The 21,326-nt window shown below is 37.3% G+C and carries 20 protein-coding genes, 3 pseudogenes, 1 riboswitch and 1 other annotated feature; of the genes and pseudogenes, 4 read left to right on the forward strand and 19 right to left on the reverse strand.

Features of this window, described 5'->3' with window-relative positions; translation table 11 throughout:
- Positions 1 to 20: 20 nt before the first annotated feature.
- From BN2425_RS07700 to BN2425_RS22970, 14 genes and pseudogenes are all read right to left on the reverse strand, one after another.
- Positions 21 to 584, reverse strand: coding sequence for a hypothetical protein (locus BN2425_RS07700; protein ID WP_042457232.1), 564 nt, complete (start codon positions 582 to 584; stop codon positions 21 to 23).
- A 214-nt stretch (positions 585 to 798) separates the two neighbouring features.
- The gene (locus BN2425_RS07705) at positions 799 to 1,554 is read right to left on the reverse strand and encodes a hypothetical protein (protein ID WP_042457234.1); all 756 of its coding nucleotides are present in this window, start codon (positions 1,552 to 1,554) and stop codon (positions 799 to 801) included.
- A gap of 3 nt (positions 1,555 to 1,557) precedes the next feature.
- Positions 1,558 to 2,118, reverse strand: a complete 561-nt coding sequence (locus BN2425_RS07710) for a hypothetical protein (protein ID WP_042457236.1) — start codon at positions 2,116 to 2,118, stop codon at positions 1,558 to 1,560.
- 10 nt (positions 2,119 to 2,128) lie between these two features.
- Complete coding sequence (locus BN2425_RS07715) at positions 2,129 to 3,286, reverse strand: hypothetical protein (RefSeq protein WP_042457239.1); 1,158 nt, start codon at positions 3,284 to 3,286, stop codon at positions 2,129 to 2,131.
- Positions 3,287 to 3,559: 273 nt separating this feature from the next.
- Entirely contained in the window at positions 3,560 to 3,751 is a 192-nt protein-coding gene (locus BN2425_RS07720) for a hypothetical protein (protein WP_154663475.1), read from the reverse strand.
- Positions 3,752 to 3,911: 160 nt separating this feature from the next.
- Complete coding sequence (gene ppsA, locus BN2425_RS07725) at positions 3,912 to 6,512, reverse strand: phosphoenolpyruvate synthase (RefSeq protein WP_042457245.1); 2,601 nt, start codon at positions 6,510 to 6,512, stop codon at positions 3,912 to 3,914.
- A gap of 294 nt (positions 6,513 to 6,806) precedes the next feature.
- Positions 6,807 to 7,619, reverse strand: a complete 813-nt coding sequence (locus BN2425_RS07730) for a lipid II flippase Amj family protein (protein ID WP_042457248.1) — start codon at positions 7,617 to 7,619, stop codon at positions 6,807 to 6,809.
- Between the two features lie 73 nt (positions 7,620 to 7,692).
- A complete protein-coding gene (locus BN2425_RS07735; protein ID WP_042457251.1) occupies positions 7,693 to 8,502 on the reverse strand; it encodes an alpha/beta fold hydrolase in 810 nt (269 codons plus the stop codon).
- Between the two features lie 174 nt (positions 8,503 to 8,676).
- Positions 8,677 to 9,500: pseudogene (locus tag BN2425_RS07740) on the reverse strand (MBL fold metallo-hydrolase).
- A 45-nt stretch (positions 9,501 to 9,545) separates the two neighbouring features.
- Positions 9,546 to 10,586 carry a serine hydrolase domain-containing protein gene (locus BN2425_RS07745; RefSeq protein WP_042457253.1) on the reverse strand — a complete coding sequence of 347 codons (1,041 nt, stop codon included), beginning with the start codon at positions 10,584 to 10,586 and terminating at the stop codon, positions 9,546 to 9,548.
- Positions 10,587 to 11,170: 584 nt separating this feature from the next.
- Positions 11,171 to 11,605: a GNAT family N-acetyltransferase gene (locus tag BN2425_RS07755; protein ID WP_042457255.1), complete on the reverse strand. Its 435-nt coding sequence runs from the start codon at positions 11,603 to 11,605 to the stop codon at positions 11,171 to 11,173.
- A gap of 394 nt (positions 11,606 to 11,999) precedes the next feature.
- A complete protein-coding gene (locus tag BN2425_RS07760) occupies positions 12,000 to 12,317 on the reverse strand; it encodes a hypothetical protein (protein ID WP_042457258.1) in 318 nt (105 codons plus the stop codon).
- Positions 12,318 to 12,556: 239 nt separating this feature from the next.
- Positions 12,557 to 13,030, reverse strand: a complete 474-nt coding sequence (locus tag BN2425_RS07765; protein WP_042457261.1) for a GNAT family N-acetyltransferase — start codon at positions 13,028 to 13,030, stop codon at positions 12,557 to 12,559.
- Between the two features lie 279 nt (positions 13,031 to 13,309).
- Positions 13,310 to 13,612, reverse strand: a pseudogene (locus BN2425_RS22970) (NUDIX domain-containing protein); the annotation flags it as partial.
- A 181-nt stretch (positions 13,613 to 13,793) separates the two neighbouring features.
- Positions 13,794 to 13,888: riboswitch (guanidine-I (ykkC/yxkD leader) on the forward strand.
- 64 nt (positions 13,889 to 13,952) lie between these two features.
- Here BN2425_RS22970 and BN2425_RS07770 point away from each other — a divergent pair.
- Both BN2425_RS07770 and BN2425_RS07775 read left to right on the forward strand, forming a co-directional pair.
- Complete coding sequence (locus BN2425_RS07770) at positions 13,953 to 14,294, forward strand: DMT family transporter (RefSeq protein ID WP_042457264.1); 342 nt, start codon at positions 13,953 to 13,955, stop codon at positions 14,292 to 14,294.
- Positions 14,294 to 14,608 (forward strand): DMT family transporter, encoded by a 315-nt coding sequence (locus BN2425_RS07775; RefSeq protein WP_042457267.1) that lies wholly within the window; start codon positions 14,294 to 14,296, stop codon positions 14,606 to 14,608. Before BN2425_RS07770 ends, BN2425_RS07775 begins: the two co-directional genes overlap by 1 nt.
- Before the next feature lie 62 nt (positions 14,609 to 14,670).
- Here BN2425_RS07775 and BN2425_RS22975 read toward each other — a convergent pair.
- Both BN2425_RS22975 and BN2425_RS07785 read right to left on the reverse strand, forming a co-directional pair.
- Positions 14,671 to 14,869 (reverse strand): annotated as a pseudogene (locus BN2425_RS22975) (GyrI-like domain-containing protein); the annotation flags it as partial.
- Between the two features lie 93 nt (positions 14,870 to 14,962).
- Entirely contained in the window at positions 14,963 to 15,577 is a 615-nt protein-coding gene (locus BN2425_RS07785) for an HAD-IA family hydrolase (protein ID WP_042457269.1), read from the reverse strand.
- 240 nt (positions 15,578 to 15,817) lie between these two features.
- On the opposite strand from BN2425_RS07785, the gene sinI reads away from it, so the two are divergent.
- Complete coding sequence (gene sinI / locus BN2425_RS07790; RefSeq protein ID WP_074433022.1) at positions 15,818 to 15,916, forward strand: DNA-binding anti-repressor SinI; 99 nt, start codon at positions 15,818 to 15,820, stop codon at positions 15,914 to 15,916.
- 273 nt (positions 15,917 to 16,189) lie between these two features.
- Here sinI and BN2425_RS07795 read toward each other — a convergent pair whose 3' ends face one another.
- The gene (locus tag BN2425_RS07795) at positions 16,190 to 16,999 is read right to left on the reverse strand and encodes an HAD family hydrolase (protein ID WP_042457272.1); all 810 of its coding nucleotides are present in this window, start codon (positions 16,997 to 16,999) and stop codon (positions 16,190 to 16,192) included.
- 761 nt (positions 17,000 to 17,760) lie between these two features.
- The gene (locus BN2425_RS07800; protein ID WP_042457274.1) at positions 17,761 to 18,081 is read right to left on the reverse strand and encodes a hypothetical protein; all 321 of its coding nucleotides are present in this window, start codon (positions 18,079 to 18,081) and stop codon (positions 17,761 to 17,763) included.
- Positions 18,082 to 18,872: 791 nt separating this feature from the next.
- On the opposite strand from BN2425_RS07800, the gene BN2425_RS07805 reads away from it, so the two are divergent.
- Entirely contained in the window at positions 18,873 to 19,115 is a 243-nt protein-coding gene (locus BN2425_RS07805; RefSeq protein ID WP_042457277.1) for a hypothetical protein, read from the forward strand.
- A 68-nt stretch (positions 19,116 to 19,183) separates the two neighbouring features.
- On the opposite strand, the gene BN2425_RS07810 is transcribed toward BN2425_RS07805, so the two are convergent.
- Positions 19,184 to 20,896: a 2-isopropylmalate synthase gene (locus BN2425_RS07810; protein ID WP_042457280.1), complete on the reverse strand. Its 1,713-nt coding sequence runs from the start codon at positions 20,894 to 20,896 to the stop codon at positions 19,184 to 19,186.
- Positions 20,897 to 20,959: 63 nt separating this feature from the next.
- Positions 20,960 to 21,198 (reverse strand) — a binding site (T-box leader).
- Positions 21,199 to 21,326: the final 128 nt, after the last annotated feature.

A 21,326-nucleotide genomic window follows, 5' to 3' on the forward strand; every position in this document is an offset into this window, starting at 1 on the left:
TTATCCCCAAGGTATCTCATTTAAGGATACCATGAAAGTTTGCTATCACTGTCTAATGGTTGGGATTTAATTTCAGCACTCAAGGTATCGAACCATTTGCTTAAAATGACTTCCTTTGCTAGATTGGCATTATCATCGTCTTCCCAAATGACATGTGAAAACCAAGCTCCTGTGGCCCATTCAAATTGCAGCTCAGCAAATACTATCTTTGGGTGTGTAGCTTGCGAAAAGCTGCCATTTACAGCAGAAGCGACATTAGATGCTTGCGGTAATAATTGAGTTTCAATCTTTTCTTTTATCAAGGTATCTTCAAGTTGATTCCACATTAGTAAACGGTCATCTAGTTGATAAAAAATATCAAAAGAAGGTTGTTCCCGCATATTTACCAAAATAAAGGCACGGTCTACTGAGTTGTTAGCCGCCTTAACCACATTTACAATAATATTCTGTGCGGTTTCCACCCAGAAATTCATTGCTTCCTCTTCTGGCGACTCTATATAAAATTCAGATTCCAGTTCAGAAACAGCTGCTTCTCCCTTATTAACATCTTCCACTTTCTTAAAAAAACGCTTAAAGAACCCCATTACATGCACTTCCTCCAATTCTATTAATTAAGCCATTTTCTTTAAATATTCATTAACCACACACATCCATATAGATACATATTCTACAAATTTCGCCAAAAAACCTTTTTGACTATTACTTTGTCGCTGAAATTGTTCTATGCACATCTTTTTTAGCCGTCACCATGTCGGATATTTAGGAGGTCACCATGAAACGAATACATGGTGACCTTTTCTACTCGGCCCTAAACAACCTGGACCATAACATATGTTTAATATGTTCCTCAACCTCACGAGCGGAAGCTGGCTCAATAAAGACTTGGTCCTCCCCATCGACGAGTCCTGGAGTGATGACCCAAACACCGTTTTCCCCTTCAACAAAATGAAAGTCTTCGTGGTTCCAAGTTAGCTTCGCATCGTCCCATACCACTAGTTCCAGTTGCCCCGCTTTTTTGAGAGTCTTCATCGACGTTAAGAACTCAACAGAACTCAAGCTTTCTTGGTTCCTCCCGACAAGTAGAGCATCAAAGGCCGCTCGCGGCAGAGCAAAACTTTCACCTTCCACGTTTGCAGTGGAAATCGAAAATTGGCCGATGATCTCGGTTAGTATCTCTTTCGGAGTACCTGCCAGCTCTACTCGGTAGACATCTTGATTAGGAATTTGAGTGCTTTTTACAACCATTTGCGGGGTAAAATAAAAATGGCAAGCTTTCTGATGACCATCCTCAATAAGACTGAACCAGCAGCAAACCGATTCTGGCCGCATCGCATTAATCAGGATGGCGCATTTCCGTTCGATTTCATAAGTATCCCGTTCAAAAAGAATCTCCTTTTGAATTAAACCTTCTTTTACCTGCAGCCAATCTTCTCTAATTTGATGTTCTCTGCAGCCATCATAAGGATCTTTTAGGCCGACAATAAACTCAACCTTTAACAATTCGCACAAAAAGTAAATTTCTTTGGATGATAATATAACCTCAATAGTTTTCATCGCTTACCTCTGAACCTGATACGTACGAGATCTAGTTTTAAAATCATAAGTTAAATCCTTGGTAATCGTTTCTCCATCTTTTACAACACTAACAGTGATTACAACCGTGACTTCACTTTTTTTCGTTAGTTTCATATCTTGGTCATTTATATCATCAAAAAGGATCATGTCACTTTTTTGAATCGAGTCTGATGAAAATTCTATTGGAAGAGAGATGTCTTGATTCAATTTCGCAAAGTCCGCCTCTTTGGTTCCTACGACTTTAACATGTTTAACCGTGACCGAGTCAATATCTTCACCTAATTTATAAGCCCCTAAATATAAGGAGTACTTGTAAAAGGTTTCATCACCGGTTCCTGCTGGATTTTGCACCATATACGGGGTAAATAATACACCTTCCGCCCTAAATGGTTCATAAGCTGGGTTAGAGAAAACATCTTCGGCTATTTTCAGTTTTTCCGTATCAGGATGGTATAAATCGATAATGGTCGCCTCTTTACCACAGCTAACACTGCCGATAATGAGTAAAGCCAAACCCATAATCTTAATTAACTTCTTCAACATGTTTACACCTCTACTTGTCTATAAATCTTGGTTGGTCCCGTTCATTCTTTTGCCCTACTAGATAATATGGCACCACATCTGTGACAACATGACCTAATCCCGTTGAGGCAAACTCTCCCCATTCCTCTAAGTCTTGCAGACTGGTCGGGAAGCCTTCTGGTTTTAAGGATGGATTAATATAATTATAGGTTCCTTTATAGCGAGCATCCGTTACCGGCTTCAGCGTATCCCCATTGAAAACGGCTTCTCTGCCATCGGGGTTGATATACTTTAATTCAGGTTTTCCTTTTCCATCGTCATGGTAAATGGACATTTCCACTGGAAGCAAAACCCAGCCGCTTTTAGGGTCCTTCACCTCATCATAGGTGGGGAGAGGTCCATTCATTTGGTCACGGCGTTCATACTGGTAATATTCCATCTTCTCTCTAAAAGCTCTTCCTGTTGGAGTAGCGTCTAAGCCTTCCCTTACCCCTTCTTCCACGAGCAAATTAAAGAGGTCTTTTTTATTGTCTTTTACAAATTTGTATGTATTTTTCATTTGTTCTCGCTTTTTGTCAAAACGATCCCGAGCTTCATTCCAGCGGCTTGAAACAAAGGCTGCAGCATCACCCAAAGCTGCTTCTGCCCCCTCCTTGATATCATGAAGGCGATTGCCAGCTTCAATCCAACCGGTTTCCATTTTTTCAAGTACCTCGGCACTCGTGTTTTCAATATAATTCCAAGCTGCTCCGCCAAATTTTTGGGCATTTGCGGTTGTAGCTGTAAAAAACCCAGCCATGTTCATACCTTGATTATCATAAGCATCCCACGAGTCGTCTAGCCACTGACTTTTATAGGATAATTGCATACCCATTAAGTGAGCGGATAACGCACGGTCCATTTTCATTGAGATGACCCTTTTTTCGATGGATTCCTCTGCTTTGCTGTACTTTTCCATCGAATGCATCAAAAAATTCTCGAGCTGTGTTAATTCTCGTTCCAATTCAATCGCTGTATCAGCCGCCTGATGAAGTCTCGCCGCAATGCCCCTGCGATTTTGAACTCTATAATCGACACTCGACTGTAATCCTCTTACATCATTTTTAATGCTAGAGAGTTTATTTACATTTATTTGTAATTGGGGAATAGTTGATTGAACAGCAGTTATGTTCACTTTAATCGATGTCAATATAAGCACCTCCTTACTTGTCGCATGTAAAAATTATGTACATATAGCACTTAAAGCTATATTTTACCAAATAAGGTGAGGTGATAATAGGTATAAACGGACCGATTATCATAGGTCCTTTGGCATATAATTCCTAAGTGCCTTTTCCGTTTTATCCCAATTTGAACCCTGTTTTGGAATCAGACATAAAAAAAAAGGCCTGCTTTTAGCGGCCAAATCTTTAAGGAAATCAATCCGTTAATTGTTCAAGAGAAGAGTTTAAAGCATCCGTCACTACTGCCGATTATTTAAATAGTTGGACCGATATCGATTGTCATCTCTTGATGAATAAACATAACCTGCCCCCCAAGCAACAGAACCAAAAATGGATCCAATGACATAACCAATTGTATAATTTCCAAACACAAAACTAATCACAGCTCCGGCCAATAAGATTAGCAGCATATAGAACATAACTATCCCCACCCAAACCCTCCAACTTCATTTGACTGAACAAACCATTTTGATAATAAATAGGAAAAGAATGAGATAAGGTTTCAAAATAATGAAATGATAAATTAATGACCAATTTTAAATTCTTACCCCTGGAACAGTGCTAGTAGTTTTATCTAAACCGAATTGCCCATTACAATCTTTCGACATACCCCTCTGTTCCATGAACGCGAATTCGTTGCCCATCTTTTATGATTTTGGTGGCATTTTCCACCCCAACAACTGCCGGCAAGCCATATTCACGTGCAATCACCGCTCCATGAGTCATTAGTCCACCAGCCTCGGTGACAAGACCTTTTATGGATACAAACAATGGGGTCCAGCTTGGGTCAGTAAACGTGGTAACTAATATATCGCCATCTTCTAAATGGGCGTTTTCCATGTTTAAAATGACACGTGCTCTTCCCTCTATTACTCCGGAAGACACAGGTAAACCTACAATCGCTCCAGCGGGGAGATGTTCTCTTTTGTATTGACCTGCAACGATTTCACCATCAGACGTGATAACACGTGGAGGGGTTATTTTTTCAAATAATCTGTACTCTCCTTTCCGTTTGCTGATGATGTTGTAATCTAGTTGAATTGTACGGACGGCTTCGTGAAGTTCTTCAAAAGTGAGATAGTATATATCATCTTTTTCAAAAATAACGTTATCCTTCACGAGTTGTTCGGCTTCTTTCAATAACGCCTGCTTATAAACGTAGTAGCGATGAATCATGCCGTATTTTGGATATTCACGATATCCGATGAAATTCCGGACTAGGTCAATACTTTGTTTTGTTTCTTTGGCCTTTTGTTCGCCATCCGGAAATTGTTTCAATCGGCTCAATAACTCTTGTTCTTTTTTCAAAGCAACACGCCGCCCTTGCTCGAATTTACGTTCGCCAGCATTGGGTTCAAAGTTTCTGACGTTACCAAGAATCATGGGAACAAGTACAATGGGTTTTTCGCTCCAACGGGTTCTAGTCAAATCAATTTCTCCAGCACATCTCATTCCATATTTGTTGAGAAAAGCATGAAAAGCGTCTCTAATTTCCTTTCCACCGTCAAACCTAGCCAATTCATCCAAAAAATTATCATCTTTTACGTTTTGTAGATATTCAATTACTTCTGGATAAGGACGAATTACATCTGCAACATCCAATAGTGCAAGACCCATTTCCGAAGTAATATTGTTAGGTACCGATTGAGAAAGTATATCTGCTGCGTTTTTTTCACCTAACCACTCATTCATTTTTTCATTAATCCATGTTGAAGCGTTGATAGCAGCCATAAATACGGCCGAACTTTGTGAGTCAAATAAAATTTTCTTTAATTCCTGAATATCTTCTAGAATAAAATCAAATAAATCGGATCCTGATTTCGTCTGGATTTCTTGTTTTAACGCTTCTATGGATTTTTGACTGCGCCCAATCAAATCGGAAACGATTGAGGGATTATTTTCAATTTGTGCCGGCATTTCGATATTGCCTCTTCTGGGACTTGGTACTTTATTATCATTTGGCAACAGTTTTATAAAATCTCCTCTCTCCATGAGGTTCATAAGTGCGTCTTTCATGAGCGGATCATGTTGTCCCATCGTATTTAATAAAATATTTCTGCTGACAGGAGAAGCTAGCTGGTGTGTGATATCAACAAACAACCTTCCACCTGCTTTACGCATAGGGGCAGGTGTCGTTAATAGGAAAAAAGACAATCCTAATGGTTTGATGGGGTCTGTCATCATTTGCTGATGGCCAACAGATATATAGACGTGGTTTTCTTGATCATTCACTTCAGGGATAGGAAAAAGAGTCGTGATTGGACGACTCTGGACAATATAGAAGCTATCATCAACCAAACACCATTCTATATCTTGCGGACAACCAAAATAAGCCTCGACCTGTCTACCAATTCGTGCTAATTGTAAAATTTGTTGGTCAGTAAGTGTTTGGGTGGTTTGCTGATTAGGGTTGAGTGGCTTTCTCTCTGTTCCACCACCTTTCCTTCCATAGATAGCCATTTTTTTGGTTGCAATCCTCTTATCCACGATTTCCCCATCCAGTACCTTATAACAATCGGCAGAAACCAAGCCAGAGACCAGTGCTTCTCCAAGTCCAAAACTAGCATCGATGGAGAGTACCTTTCGACTGGAAGTAATCGGATCAGCAGTAAATAATATCCCTGATGCCGGTGGGAAAACCATCCTTTGGACGATAACGGATAAATACACTTTTCTGTGGTCAAAACCAGTTTGCAGTCGGTAGATTACTGCTCGATCTGTAAATAGAGAAGCCCAACATTTCTTGATATGCTGTAAGATTGCTTCTTTTCCGATGATATTCAAATAGGTATCTTGTTGACCGGCGAAAGAGGCATATGGCAAATCTTCAGCCGTGGCACTGGATCGTACAGCATACGCATGCTCATCGCCAAGCTGGGATAGGTAGTGAGTCACTGCATTCTCAACTTCGGAAGGAATTTCCACTTCTAATAGACTTTGGCGAATCTCGCCGCTGATTTTCCGAATTTGATCTTGGTCTTCTACTTTCAGCATGGTTAGTCGATTCAACAAAGCATGATACGTTTCGTTTTGTTCAATGGCTTTTTGAAATCCTACAGTGGTAATACAAAATCCTTCAGGGACATATATTCCTTCCATATTGGATAGTTGGCCTAGATTTAGCCCTTTTCCGCCCACGAGAACAAGCTGCGTTTTTTCAATTTCCTGAAAACCGAGAACCAAAGACCTCATCCTGCATCTCTCCCAACCATTAATTGTTCTAATGATTTTAGCAGTTGTACATCAGAATAAAAAGTCTATATTTACCAGTTTTTGTATGATACAATTAAATTAGGGAGAGATAAAAAACAGTTAGTCTCTCCATAAAGAGGCTGTTACTGTATACAAATCTGGCTTTTCTATCTAGTACTACAATAAGACTTTAAGCAAAAAAGGAGGCACCAAGTTGCTTATGACTTGTACCTCCTTTTTACATACTGTTTTTCTATTCAACTGACGCCATGCTAATACAAAAACTCTGTCCTATTAAATCCACTTGGCAAACCAAGCAACATAATAGGCAGCAGGGATAAACAGCAGTTGCGCCACAATTGTACCCAGAAATTTTGAACTAATCATCGTCAGAGAGTAACTTTTCAAATAGATATAATCCGTTTGTTTTTTCATTACTCTATCAGCCAATACCGAAGCTTTAGGGTCAATAAACAATGTCAATAAAATAGTGGCTATACCATTGATAATCCCGGATGACATTAGTGCAGCTTGTGAATATTTCGGAACCAATATGGATGCATACATAGAAGAAAGAACCCCAACTGTGAATACAGCCGAAATGATTATATTGATCACAAACAGTCGTTTTGGAATAGTTTTTAAAGTAATCCCCTTCAGATAGGAAAATTTCGGCAGCCTAAAGCACATAAAAGTTTTTTTAATCCCTTCTCGGTTCAATTGTTTGCTGAAAAGGGCGATTACTGAGCCCCGTTGATTAGAAAGCTGGATAATGGCTCTTGAAAAGATATTGATAAACGTCGGAAATAGAAGAATGCCCAATAAGACCCCAATAGAGGTCACGCCAATTAAAATCCGATATTGTTCTTCTATAAAGTGCAATTTGTTTAAATCAGGCGCTTCTGAAATAAGTTTTGCTGTAAGAGGTTGTTGGATCATAGTAGAAAACCTTGAAACCAATACCATCGTACTAAACAAAGATAAAGCAGTGGCAATCAATTTGACTCTCGCTCCAGAAATCCTTGTTGAATACGCCAATGTTTCAATCATAGTAATGATCAGTAAAAATAGGGATATGACAACGACTTTTCCTGTAATTAGTTCCATAAATAGCCCCTTAAAAATAATCTATCCGTATTATAATCCATTGGATGTAATGAGAAAAGAAAAAGGGGACCATTTATCGGAGAACTTCATGCAATCTCTCGGCAAACTCTTTATGAAGCTCAGAATTGTATCCCCCATGATGCCCAGGAAACTCCACAAATTCTGTTCCAAGTTGTTCGGCTAATGCTTCCGCACATCCATAAGCAAAAAATTCTCGTGAAGCACTTCCGCCTGCTGGAAGCACCTGAATAGATCGAACTTTTAATGCATTCTTCAACGCTTCTATATCTAATGAATAGTTGATAATCCCTGGAATTTCATGTGTAACAAAATAGGTTGAATTCCTTAAAAGACGGTTGGTAGAAACATCCTGTGATTGCATAGAATTACTACTAATCTGTTCGGATGTTGACAATAATTTTTCCACTTCAGTTTGATGATTTTTCTGAAGAGTTTCTAATAGTTGCTTTGCCTGTTCGTGCTCATTTCCGGTTAATAGTTGCAAAAGCACGGGTTCATGAGGTATCAAAAGTCGGATTTGCTCTGGGTAACGTACAAATAGATCGAGTCCGATGACAGCACCCGAACTGCTGCCAAATACGAATGCCGGCTCATTGGTCAATTCAGAAAGCAGGAGGTGCGCATCTTCACTGTGAATGGTTACGCTGTAATCCTCTGTTGATTGATCAAGAGTACTCCGAGAATGCCCACGACGGTCATAGGTTATAACTGTATATTTGTCAGCTAAGTGATCTGCCACCTTATCAAATTTTTCGGCTTCTCCGCCTCCACCATGAATCATCAGAAGTAAAGGACCTGAACCACGTACTTCGTAGTAGAGATTAGCGCCAGGCACAGACAAAATACCGTTCTTCGCCTTCATTTATTACCCTCCCCCATCTTACAAAGTTCTTGTTCTCACCTCGTAGTTCTAATTTGTCGGTAACAATTATAATTCTTTTTCATTCAGTCTGCATTGGTCCAATAAGAAATCCGCCATGGCAGCCAAGTACTAACTAAAGCACCCCTATTATACAATGGGGTTTTGGTAGATTAATTAAGTAGTAAACAATGTTCCATTTAATGCTTGAATATACCTTTCTGCAGACTTCTGTACTGCCAAATTAGCATTTTCTTTTACTACTCGATGAAAAGCATTATAAATTCGGTCAAATTTTAACTCTTTTACAGTTTCTGCGATATCGTGGACTTTGGATGCGGGCAGTGGAATGAGGTTAGGATAACTATACATGAAACTTACCCATTGACGGTCAGCCACAACCTGGATAATGTCGCCCGTCAGTAAGACCCCTTTTTGATTGTTGCCCTCTTGCCATTCCAAAACAGCACCACCTTTAAAGTGTCCTCCTAAACGATGAAGAACAATTCCTTTATGCAATTCAAGGGATTCACCTGACCAAAAGATGATTTTTTCGCTTGGCCTCATGACCCATTCTTTGTCATCCTCATGAATAAATATAGGTACGTCAAATATTTCCGCCCATTCTACTTGAGTTGAATAGTAGTGTGGATGCGATAATGCAATGGCCTGAATACCACCTAGTTCAGTGATTTGCTGAATAGTTTGTGGGTCTAAATAGGTGATGCAGTCCCACAATACATTGAATCCCTCTGTTTGAATGAAATAAGCTGTCTGTCCAATAGCAAACTCGGGTTTGTGGTAATACTATATAACCCACTTTCTTCTAAAAGAATATCATTTTTATATTTTTTCAATTTCTGCATATTGGCTAAAGTGGTCCAGGACTGCCCGGCAGGATTGGTATATTGTCTTTCCTCTGCACAAATCGCACATTGTTCTGGTACTTCAACTGAACTTTCATATTGCACACCGCACGTTTCACAAATATATCTATTCAAGACCTCCCACCCTTTCTAGTAACCATCTAAACGCATTACTTCACTTCAAGAACCAAAATCGTAGGATTGATAGATGTCACCAATGATCCCTTCTAATTGATGAACACCTAAATCCGTATTGGTCATGATCACAAATCCAGTTCCTCTATAGGGATAGGCAACCATCATACATTGAAAACCCATTCCCCAGCCAAGCGACGAAATCTCAAGTTCCTCTTTTGAATGATCTAAAAATACGCTTAATCCAGTCCACTCTTTACAGCCTTGTGAAGAAATCAGTTCTTTAGCTTTACCTTCAGAGAGAATATTTCCATTACCATGTAACGCATTTATTAATTCCAACACCAACTTGGCTAAATCAGAAGGTGTGGTCCAAAGCCCTGACGCTGCTGGATATGGATAAATAGTATATTTTCCATCAACTAATTCTCCATTTTTATCATGACCACAAGAAAAATGATAGTTATCCTTTGCTGGAATCGTCATGGTCAATGTACTGTTGAGCATTTCTAATGGTTGAAAAATCAGTTCTTCTGCTAAATCTTGAAAAGTTTTTCCGGTCAAATCTTCTACCAATAGTTGTACGATACAATAACCCGCATCTGAGTATTGGAAATCGCTCTCTGGCTCATATTTCAATTGAATCGGTTTTTTGCAATAGGGTGTCTTCCCGTTTAATAAGTCAACCATTGAAGGAAAACCATCATCCGTCCTTAGTTCCATAAAACTATCTTCAGGGTCGATTATGCCAGATTGATGGCAAAGCAAGTTTCTTAATGTGACATACTTGCTTTCACCGTATTTATGATTAGGCACCTTCCACGATATTAGCTTTTGATTGATATCTTCATCTAAATCAAAAAGACCTAGTTCGCATAGCGGCATAACGAGCATCCCTGTTAAAAACTTACTGATTGAACAAGCATTAAAAAGAGTATCCTTATTTACGATTTTAGTCGTTCCTGCTTCAAGCGCACCATAGTGATTGGCAAAACTAATTTGAGCATTTTCAATTCCTGTTATGCTCAAACCGGTTACATGGTGATACGCCATACATTCTTTAATGTTTACAGTAGTAATCCCCATATTATGCCTCCATTTTTGTATCATATTTTACCCTTATTGAGGTTATGCGGTTTATTTGATCGCCTATGTTTACTTCACTAATCGCCATCTTCTTTTAGTAGAAAAAGAACCTTTTAAGCTTGATGCCTTTTCCTAATTATCTTTAGAAGAAACTTAGAATTGGAGGTAACAAGATCAATATAATGGATATGGAAATAAGAGCTTTTGATACTTTTTCAGAGAGCTTTTCTCGTCCTTTACCTGCATACCATCCACTAAACTGATATTTATTTCTATATCGTACAAAAAGTATAATAAGAACCGCCAAAGGGCCCATCCAGCCATAGGCATCTATATTGGTTCCTATTTCTGAGTACAGATAATTTAACATGGCACTTATCGTTCCACCCAATAATCACAAACAAAAACACGATTCGTATTAACTCCAGCAATACCTTCATTCAAGTACTCTCCACTTTAAAATTTTCCAAATAACGAATATAAAAGAATTGCAACAGCCGCACTATTAATCCTCTTGGCCCCTCTACTTAAAAATGGCAATAACCTTACACAACTGCCTGGGTAGTTAGAGAAGAGTACGAAAATTAGTCAGATTGAGATAACATTTTAATAAAGTATTTTGGAGATTCAATAAACCCTTGACGCATATAAAACCTATGGGCATTTTCCCTCCTTGAATGGCAATGGACTTCCATTCGATCGCAATTTCTATTTAAAGCTAAATCCGTACAATGTTCTTCAATCTGACGTCCTATCCCCTTACTTCTAATAGTTTTATCAACTGCAAAATAACTGATTCTTGCAAAATCCCCTTTAACAGCTAACTGAGGTATATAATGTACGGAAATGAAAGCAATAACACTATGCTCTTCTTCAAATACTAATAACTCCTCATTCGGGTCCATAAGAAGCTTTTCCACTTTTTCTTTTAGAAATAGTTCCGTATCATGATAGTCCAACTGGTTTAATAACAAAAAAATCTGCTGGCAATCTTCCACACGCGCTTTTCTAATCCCCATTGACATCACTCCCCCCATTAAGATGCTTTTCTTTTTTATTTAACTTGACCGCCTGTTTATTCCAACAAGAAAAACGTTGCTGAAGCAACGCCCTATCGCGGTGTGTTATTTGATTTTCTTGCTCTATATGAAGCAATCGCTACACCAATTAAACCTCCCCATACAGGAAGTGTATCATCCCATTCCAGCCACCTAAAATCACCTCGAAATAACCCCATAATAAAATAGGTGACTATTGCACTTAGACAATACCATACTACATTTTTCACAGAGACCCTCCGGGAAATTATTTTTATGACTTCTCATTCCGCATAGTCTATTTTTCCTCTTGCTTAATTTGGAACTCTTGTACTTGTTTGTTTAGCAAGGAAAAGGAAGTACCAGTTCATTTGATTTAAAAATAACTTCTGTAATGAAATAACATGATTAAAAAAGTAATGATGGTATAAGCCAAAGAGGTAAAAAATGCAATATTCGGGGAAAACTCAAACTTTTCTTGGTCAACTTTGATACCTGTTGTTCCCTGCACCTGCATATCTACATTTCTTGAGGTTATTCCCCCCTTTGATGTAAAAAACCAAATAACAACAGTAATTATGAGTCCAACAAGAAAAGAATAATCAACCAACTTTGTATGGGTAAAATGGCTCAAAGCAAAACTTAATCCGATTAAAACAACTAACGTTATTACAACCGTTATTAATCGTTTCATTTATATCCATCCCTAATAACATCATATACTTCACTTACGAAATTCCTACCAAAAAGGTTTCAAGTTTCCATTTTCAACCTCTAGAGATGAATATGAACAGAGCTTTTTAAAGGTGAAATCTTAATGCAGATACCTGATCGTTCCAGGATGAATTGGATGATTCCCATCGAAATTAAAAGTTACCTATATCAAGTAGGTGGGCACTCTTTATCGTTTAATGAGATGTATCAAATTTTATATTAGAATTTTAAACTCATCTGTCTGCTGACATTTTCCAATCCAAAGCTTTCATAAAAAGCAATTGCCTTCGTATTAAATTCCCATACATTTAAATCTAATGAAGATGCCCCTTTTTGTTTAGACCAATCAACGCAAGATTGAAATAAAATGCTTCCTACTCCTTTTCTTTGAGTACTCCTCTTGACTCCAAAATCATTCATATAGGCAAAAATTCTTGGTGTCATCGACTCGAATGGCGGTGACTCAGATAGTTCCATTACAGCGAAACCAACTACCTCTTCGTTTAATTTGGCTACTAGAATATCAGTGTTTGGGCCTTCTATTAAGTCAATGAAAGAACTTTCCGGCATTACTTGCTCCACCTTACAAAAAATATGTGGTAATGCTTCGGAATGTTCATCCTGTCCTTCTTTTACAATTGAATTAACGGCATTGAAATCTTTTCTATTGGCGGATTCTATTTTGACCTGCATTTTAACCCCTCAATTCTCTATACTTCCTGAGTTATAGGTACATTCGAGATTGGCATTTTATTTTCCTCCTTAAGTTAATTGCCCTTTTTTGCACAAAAAGAAAAGCCGCCAAAATAACAGCTTCGGTATTAAGATCAAAGTTCAAGATTCAAGTCCTTCCTTGTGAACCATAAAAAGGTGACTCTCATCTTGGACTTTTAAACGGTTTTCCATATACTACTAAAACGTGCCACAATAGTTTTAATTCTTGTTACATCTTTATCATTTCCAGGCATCCTCCGCTAAGTAAACAAATATAACGTTGTAGACTTCATCACCGTTTGGATATTTAAAATAAAGTTCCTTTCCTGAAAAGATATCTCTTTGCTTTTAGGAGCGTTTCTTCAAAGAGCTCACGTTCAGCCGTTTGCTCAAACTTTCACCAATTTCCATTGCTCCGCCAGGCAAACCTCATCCCTTAGTATCCAAACGGAGTTGAAATAAAATCTCTTTTCTATCATTTAAAACAAGAATAGTAGAACCAACCAAAATTAACGGTCTCGTTCTGATTAGTTCTCTTATTTCTTTCGTATATCCAGCCAATTTCCACACTTCTGTTCTCTAATACTCAAAGAATAATTCTGTTTTTATATACGAAAATCCTTTATTTATAACTTTCCCCATATATCCTATTAAGTAATTCATACCTGCAAATTTCAATACCATTGTAAATTTTAATCTTGAAATCATCTTTAAAGTCTGTATAATTTTATATAATTGTATATTAAATGTTTTCTAGGGTTCCGTAACGTTAAGTTAGTCTGGTCCGAGAGAAGACTCACGCTAGACGTGACACGGAAGGATAAAAGCCTGGGAGAGACTGTATAACAGTTTTCTCTCAGGCTTTATTGTTTTTGTGAAGAAATTGGGAGGTTTGATTAATATGAACACAAATTGGATGAAAGTTTTTGTTGCTGCACTATTTGAAGTATTTTGGGTGATTGGATTGAAGCACGCTGATTCTTTTTTGACTTGGGGTGGTACGATTATTTCCATCATCATTAGCTTTTATGTATTAATTATGGCGGGTCGAAGCCTTCCTGTAGGTACTGTATATGCCGTTTTTGTTGGCCTAGGTACAGCAGGCACTGTTATTTCTGAAATACTGTTCTTTGGGGAACCATTCAAAATAATGAAAGTACTCTTCATTTTACTTTTATTAGCAGGTGTGATCGGATTGAAAATAGTGACTAAGGATCCCGCAGCGGAAGGAGCTGGTTCTTAATGGCATGGTTTTCTTTAGTTTTGGCAGGCTTATTTGAAATGTCTGGTGTAGCCCTGATAAATAAACTTCATAAGGACAGGAATTGGAAATCTTTCGTTTTATTAGTAATTGGATTTGGAGCTAGTTTCTTATCTTTATCTTATGCAATGGAGAGCATCCCGATGGGGACAGCTTATGCAATATGGACGGGAATTGGAGCGTCTGGCGGAGCTATTTTAGGAATGATCCTGTATGGGGAATCCAAAGATTGGAAGCGGCTTGTTTTTATTGCTATGGTTTTATGTGCAGCAGTAGGGCTAAAACTTGTTTCTTAATAAATATATAGGGATAAACCTATTTTTCACCAGCAGCACAAGGCCTAGGAAAACTCAGTGGCCTTGTGCAAGGAATATCTGTCAGGAATGGTAACACAAGCATCATGCCGGCAATCCTTACTTTCTACTAAATCAGGATTATCTAGTGAAATACCGATAAATGATTGCTGGGGAGGATATACCCAGTTGTAATAGCCCACTGAATTAGACGTTAATAAAAGCTACCTCTGTTTCATGTAATTCCTTTATTAAAATGTTTATCTAATGTCACCCAATTTGGTAATTCATTGGTTATATCAAATTTTGCATTGTTGGTAAATAAAACTTTTTCTGCTTAATCGATGTGTTCTCAAGTCAAATGATTGAAAATAGTTCTAGGAAGTTATTTATTGTATAATCCGCATATTGATTTTCTTCATTTCCTTCTGTGAAATAGCATGCACTAATCCCTGCGTTTTTTCCCGATAATAAATCCAAATCCCGATCGCCAATCATGATCGATTCTGAGTGAATCATATGATATTTGTTAATTAGGTAATGAATGGCATCCGGACTTGGTTTTCTTTCAAATCCTTGCTTCGATGTAATGAAATCAAAAAAATGTTTATATAAATCAAATTTTTTTAGCAATGTGATGGATGATTCACCCCGATGCGTAAGTAAATAATTATATCTATTTGTTGAATGTATGTAGTTACAAATCTCCTTAATTCCTGCAAATGGTTTGGATAACTCTAATTCAGCTTCTTTTTTCCGTTTTTGATAGACTGTTATAAAATCTTCGTCAATATGATACTTTTTTTCATAGTATCGCAACGCTGATGATGCAGATACCTTCATTTGCTTTACAATTTCCTCTAATGGCTCTTCTATTCCTTGTTCTTTAAGTCCTTCCTTAAATACCTTCGCCATCACGGGGTAGGTATCAAAAAGAGTTCCATCAAAATCCCAAATTATGTGCTTGTACAATTAAACTCCCCCTCTTAACTTAATCGCTTCCCTAAAACAATCTTCCTTTTTCTACACCCTTGTTCAATCATTTGACAAACTGAGAGCCACATTAATTTCCTATTACGTATTTAACATTTATTTTTTATTTCCTTTGATACCATAAAAAAATTGTTATGTTTCGAAAATTATATGGAAGGTAATTTTTAATCTATTATACATTCTAATTTCCAACAAATCTGTTTAAATGGTGGGGTGAATATGAAAAAAGACGAACTTGATCTACCCAAAGAATGGATTGAATTAGTAAAAGAAGCAATGAAATCTGGTATAACTAAAGATATTTTAAGATTTTTTTAGAGAAAGAAAAAGAGAAAAGGGAAAAGCATAATTACTAGCCGAGTTAATAGCAAACTAACTTATTGCTTAGTGCTTTAGCAATCGGTATATAGTTTTGGCATTATATTTTCAGAATAGAAAATGAGCCATTACATACAAGATTTATTGTAATGGCTTATTAATTAACTTGCTTATTCATTTTTGTGTATTATTAGGATAAGTTAAATTGCAAATAAACCTGCTCATTTCGAAAAAAATGCTGCCTCAATGGCAGCCCGATGTATAATCTTTTTATTACTGATTATTTTCCTGCAAGGACAATAATTGAATGATCGTTTTCATAACAGCATCTTCTTCATTGGAACGGGTAACAAAATTTGCTCCATCTTTTAATTCTTGTACGGCATTTCGGACAGCAAAACTGTAGTCCGCACGAGTCATGAGCTCCAAATCATTATAACCATCCCCAAATGCCATGGTTTCTGCAGGAGTTACCTTCAATATCCGCTGCAATTGTTCAACGGTCGTACCTTTATGAACATTGGCATTCGCTATATCAATCCAAGCTGCTTCAGAGGCAACAATGTAAGCTGACTCAAAAAAACGTGATAATTTATCCCTTGTTTCGAGACACCCAAGAGCTGAATCGTGAATGGTAATCTTCACGAAATCCTCTGTTATTTCATTAAAATCAGATACTTGTCTAACTTGAGCATAGGACCTTCTGACAATCGCTGCTTCCTCAGCGGATAAGGTGTCCTTAATAACCGCACCACTTCTTGTGCACGCGATTATGGTATAACCCAGACTGATTTCCTCAAGCAACTCGATAATTTCCAGACCTAATTGATTGCTTAATAGAGATTCATAAACAAACTCTCCGTTATGCTTGATTCGCGTGGCGCTATCGCCTAAAATCCATAAATCTTTTGCATCCTCACCAAATAACTCTTCTACACGTTCACACTGCTTTCCAGTAACAAGAGCAAGAATAACCCCTTTTTCATTCATGAGCTTTTTTACATCTTTGTATAATTCCCTGTTAAAGTCACCGCTATTATTCAAGAACGTTCCGTCCATATCAGTTAACACTAATTTAATCATACAATTTCCTCCGATAAACATTCATTGTTTGTATCGCTTAAATCCTACAAAGATAGTAAATGTAAAAAAGCAATTAGATTATAATTACACCTTTAGTTAGTTGTTACAAAAAAGTAACACTACGTTTCACGTAGATACCTTCTTGATCTAAGATTCCTTTCAATTAAGTACATTGGTTAAATTACGAGAAAAACTAACAGCATGGCACTGTCACAGCAGGAAAAAGCATGGAAGAAAACTGTTCCCAGGTTTTTAGATTAATTGAGTTCACTTAGATGAATGCAATAAATAACTTTTAGCCCACGACATTACACAAACAAATATAGACCAAAGGGATACGAAAAAACCTATTATTACAAAACTATATATGTAAATAAAAGCAAAATTCTTATTAAACTTTTTTACTTTTATTATCTGATGGGCAAATTTCGGGATAACCAAGTATAGGACAACAGTAATTATCGTAAAGGTGGTTAAGTAATATAGGGGATTTGTATTACTATTTATTGTTCACTCACATAATAAGCTAAAGACTGTCCGTATATGCCTAATGCAATTGTAATTGTCAATAACATCAATATAAGTAAATGAACCACTTTCACTATCCAATCCCCTTTAACACTAATAATAACAGTGTAATTTCCACTAATCATAACAAATTACTCTCCATGTTAGGGAATACTTTTATTTTAAAATCAAAAAAAGGCTACCAAAATGGCAACCTTATTTCAATAGAACGAATCGTTAGCTGAATAAAAAGTTTATGTTTCTCCATAAAATTCAGCAAAATATAAAAATCCAACTTTCCGAATAATATAATGGCTTAACTCACTTTCAGTAGCTTTTTCAAACGGAGGTTCTGTTAAAGTGTAAACTCTTGCATTAGGATTTGACCTAAGAAAGTGGTTTCTATCAGTGTCACTATGAAATTTAAATTCGTATATCGTTGAACTAAAAGCTTGTTTAGGATAACCCATAAACAACAAATGAGTTCTTATAGCGATTTTTGGAGTCAAATGTAATATTAGAAAAAGTACTGCTACTATAAATGCTGTTGTTAAAATTCTTCCTATTTTTCTCATAATCTCCCCCCCATCTATTACCCCTAAACAATCACCTTTGTTCGTTCAAAAAACAACCAGAAGGGTGCAGCTATAACATTACATTGCCATTTTTACCATTTCCTTTGCCCAATCATGTTTTTCTTATATACCAAGTTTTTGACAATTGCTTTTATGAATTTTTCCATATTAGTTATAGCTCAGTTTTAAAAACTAGTTTTTTAATTACATTCGATATTTGAGTTAATTTTCCTTCCTAAGCTGAACTGCGCTTATCAATAAATGGTAGACTCCTTCGCCATACAATCGAAATATTCACCAAATGTCCTTATATGAGAGGATGGTTTAAGATAAATCAATATTATGATTGATATGGAGCTAACATAGTACCGACTCCCTGGCCAAGGAGAGTATTACGGTGAGCTCTTTTTTTGCGTTGTACTCCAATATTTATGCTTCTCCCTATATTTGGAGCCTTCCTTGTTTAAGGGTTATCCTGAGCAACCCCCAATTATCCCTTCAACTAAAGTGGAAAAATCATTACACATTTGTCCGAAAGGAATTACTGTCTAGATATAGATAAGTTACAAATGGTATCTGAGAGTTATTTATCTACTCAATCATACAGAGCTATTTTCCACAGTTTTACCCAGTTTCCCTGTATTCGGCTGGGCAGCTCCTATCGGCAGTACCGTGGCTTATTTGGATGATCATTCTGGGATTTATACTCATTAGAAATACAAGATATTCACATATATCAACGCAATTTTAATCGATGATTGGTTAAATTAAGAAAATAGGAGGCGAAACTAATGAGCAATCAAGAATTTTTGAAGAAAGCGGTAAGAAATATGGATAGAGACGTGGAGTATGAAAATCCGAATTTGAGTGTTAAACAGGAAGCTAATCATTCTGATGAAATTCAAAAACTCGGGCTAGTCATTTCAGCGATGACGATAACGAAGGAAGGTTTAATTAACAAAATACCTCCTTTAAGAGATACGTTTTGTTTCGATAATAAAAAACCTGTTGAAATCAGCCAAAAAAGATTGTGAACACATTTGTATTAAACCATAGTAGTAAGACCCTTGATTTTTAAAATCAAAGGGTCTTTTTTTTGAATCTATCGCACTTCATTCCTGGAATGAAATAACTCTTTTTCTACAGAAATCTGTAAACTGGATACCATGTTGTTAACAGCACTGAAAAGAGCTTTTACTGAGGATGTCATAATATCGGTGTCCATTCCACAACCCCAATATACATCACCATTCTTTGCGGTAATTCCTACATAGGATACAGCGTTTGATCCTGAGCCTATTTCTAACGCGTGCTGCTTATAGACCAAATCTGTATAGTCGATCCCCAGTTTGGTTTGAAGGGCATTGCTAATCGCATCAAGCCTTCCATTCCCCACCCCGGAAAATTCATGTTCATCGTTATTCAACCGTATTGAAACAATGGTTTCATAATGACCGTTTTGCGTATATTTATAACGGATAAACTCTACTGGGGTGTTAATATTCACATATTGGTTCATGAAAATGTCATAGATTTCATTCGGCATTAATTCCTTGTGCTGATGATCTGAAACACTTTTCACACTATATCCAAAGCTCTCGCGCATTTCGGAAGGTAAATCAATTCCATAGCTTTGCTGAAGGATATAACCGATTCCTCCTTTACCGGATTGACTGTTAATCCGAATAATATCACCTTCATATTCTCTGCCAATATCCATTGGATCAATTAATAGATATGGTACAGTCCAATACTGACGTTCTTCTTCCTCGCGCCATTTCATCCCTTTGGCAATGGCATCCTGATGGGAACCTGAAAATGCCGTAAAGACAAGTTCCCCGGCATATGGATGTCTTTCGTGAACCTTCATTCTTGTTAATTTTTCATACTTAGAAATAATCCCAGGGATCTTTTCAAAATTCAGATTTGGGTCTACCCCGTGTGAAAACATGTTTAATGCAAGCGTTACAATGTCGACGTTCCCAGTTCTTTCTCCGTTACCAAACAATGTTCCTTCGACTCTTTGCGCTCCGGCAAGCATTCCAAGCTCCGCATCTGCTACCCCAGTACCTCTGTCATTGTGTGGATGAAGCGAAAGGATAACATGGTCCCGATAGTTTAAATTGTCACTCATATACTCGATTTGACTTGCGTAGACGTGAGGCATCGACATGGATACTGTAGCTGGCAGGTTGATAATGACCTTGTGATCAGCTGTTGGCTGCCAAATATCAAGAACCTTGTTGCAAATTTCAAGCGCAAATTCCACTTCTGTACCTGTGAAGCTTTCCGGAGAATACTGAAATTGGAAATTTCCTTCCGTTTCAGCAGCATATTTCTTTAGCATTTTTGCACCAGATACAGCAATATCGATAATTTCTTCCTTAGGTTTTCTAAATACTTGCTCGCGCTGTGCCACAGAGGTTGAATTGTACAAGTGCACCACCGCTTTATTCGCGCCCTGTAATGCTTCAAATGTTTTTTGAATAATATGTTCCCTTGACTGCGTCAAAACTTGAATGGTCACGTCTTCTGGAATCAAATTTTCCTCAATTAATGTTCTTAAAAAAGCGAATTCCGTTTCTGAAGCAGCTGGAAATCCGACTTCAATTTCCTTGAAGCCTACTTGTAAAAGCAACTGGAAATACTCTAGCTTTTCCTCTAAACTCATTGGGACAACCAAAGCTTGATTTCCATCACGAAGGTCCACACTACACCAGGCAGGAGGTTCTGTAATATACTCCTTCTCTGTCCATTTCAAGCTTTGCACCGGGGGCATGAAGTAACCTCTAGAATATTTATCCGTATTTTTCATCCTGACTCCCACCTTCTCTTAAATTTGAGTTATCAAAAATAAAAAAGCCCCGTCTCTATAAAAAATAGAGACGAGGCATTGCTCGCGGTACCACTCTAATTGGTTAATAAATATTAACCCACTCATGTTCGGTGGCTATTACCACCTATCTAGATAACGGTAGAAAACCGACCTCCCCTACTGATGATGTTCAGGGAGTAGCTCATGGATGAGTTCAAAGGGTATAACCGCCGATTTCCACCAACCATCGGCTCTCTGACAAGATTATCAATCCTTTTACTATTTCCAATCTTTGCTTCTTATTATGTAATTACATACGATAATATATGGTTAAACTAGGGATGTCAATACTTAATTTACTGAAAATAGCGATTACTTAAAATACAATTCTCAATCAACTAAATACTCTCTTGCTCTGTAATGACTTGGG

It is taken from the genome of Neobacillus dielmonensis (assembly GCF_000612665.1).
GTDB classification, from domain to species: Bacteria; Bacillota; Bacilli; order Bacillales; family Cytobacillaceae; genus Neobacillus; species Neobacillus dielmonensis.

Coding starts and splice junctions, on each gene's coding strand:
- BN2425_RS07700 (WP_042457232.1), bottom strand. CDS start 584: ATGGGGTTCTTTAAGCGTTTTTTTAAGAAAGTGGAAGATGTTAATAAG.
- BN2425_RS07745 (WP_042457253.1), bottom strand. CDS start 10,586: ATGGGGATTACTACTGTAAACATTAAAGAATGTATGGCGTATCACCAT.
- BN2425_RS07710 (WP_042457236.1), bottom strand. CDS start 2,118: ATGTTGAAGAAGTTAATTAAGATTATGGGTTTGGCTTTACTCATTATC.
- BN2425_RS07730 (WP_042457248.1), bottom strand. CDS start 7,619: ATGGAACTAATTACAGGAAAAGTCGTTGTCATATCCCTATTTTTACTG.
- BN2425_RS07755 (WP_042457255.1), bottom strand. CDS start 11,605: ATGGGGATTAGAAAAGCGCGTGTGGAAGATTGCCAGCAGATTTTTTTG.
- sinI (WP_074433022.1), top strand. CDS start 15,818: ATGAAAAAAGACGAACTTGATCTACCCAAAGAATGGATTGAATTAGTA.
- BN2425_RS07795 (WP_042457272.1), bottom strand. CDS start 16,999: ATGATTAAATTAGTGTTAACTGATATGGACGGAACGTTCTTGAATAAT.
- BN2425_RS07810 (WP_042457280.1), bottom strand. CDS start 20,896: ATGAAAAATACGGATAAATATTCTAGAGGTTACTTCATGCCCCCGGTG.
- BN2425_RS07765 (WP_042457261.1), bottom strand. CDS start 13,030: ATGCAGGTCAAAATAGAATCCGCCAATAGAAAAGATTTCAATGCCGTT.
- BN2425_RS07705 (WP_042457234.1), bottom strand. CDS start 1,554: ATGAAAACTATTGAGGTTATATTATCATCCAAAGAAATTTACTTTTTG.
- BN2425_RS07805 (WP_042457277.1), top strand. CDS start 18,873: ATGAGCAATCAAGAATTTTTGAAGAAAGCGGTAAGAAATATGGATAGA.
- BN2425_RS07760 (WP_042457258.1), bottom strand. CDS start 12,317: ATGAAACGATTAATAACGGTTGTAATAACGTTAGTTGTTTTAATCGGA.
- BN2425_RS07770 (WP_042457264.1), top strand. CDS start 13,953: ATGAACACAAATTGGATGAAAGTTTTTGTTGCTGCACTATTTGAAGTA.
- BN2425_RS07735 (WP_042457251.1), bottom strand. CDS start 8,502: ATGAAGGCGAAGAACGGTATTTTGTCTGTGCCTGGCGCTAATCTCTAC.
- ppsA (WP_042457245.1), bottom strand. CDS start 6,512: ATGAGGTCTTTGGTTCTCGGTTTTCAGGAAATTGAAAAAACGCAGCTT.
- BN2425_RS07775 (WP_042457267.1), top strand. CDS start 14,294: ATGGCATGGTTTTCTTTAGTTTTGGCAGGCTTATTTGAAATGTCTGGT.
- BN2425_RS07800 (WP_042457274.1), bottom strand. CDS start 18,081: ATGAGAAAAATAGGAAGAATTTTAACAACAGCATTTATAGTAGCAGTA.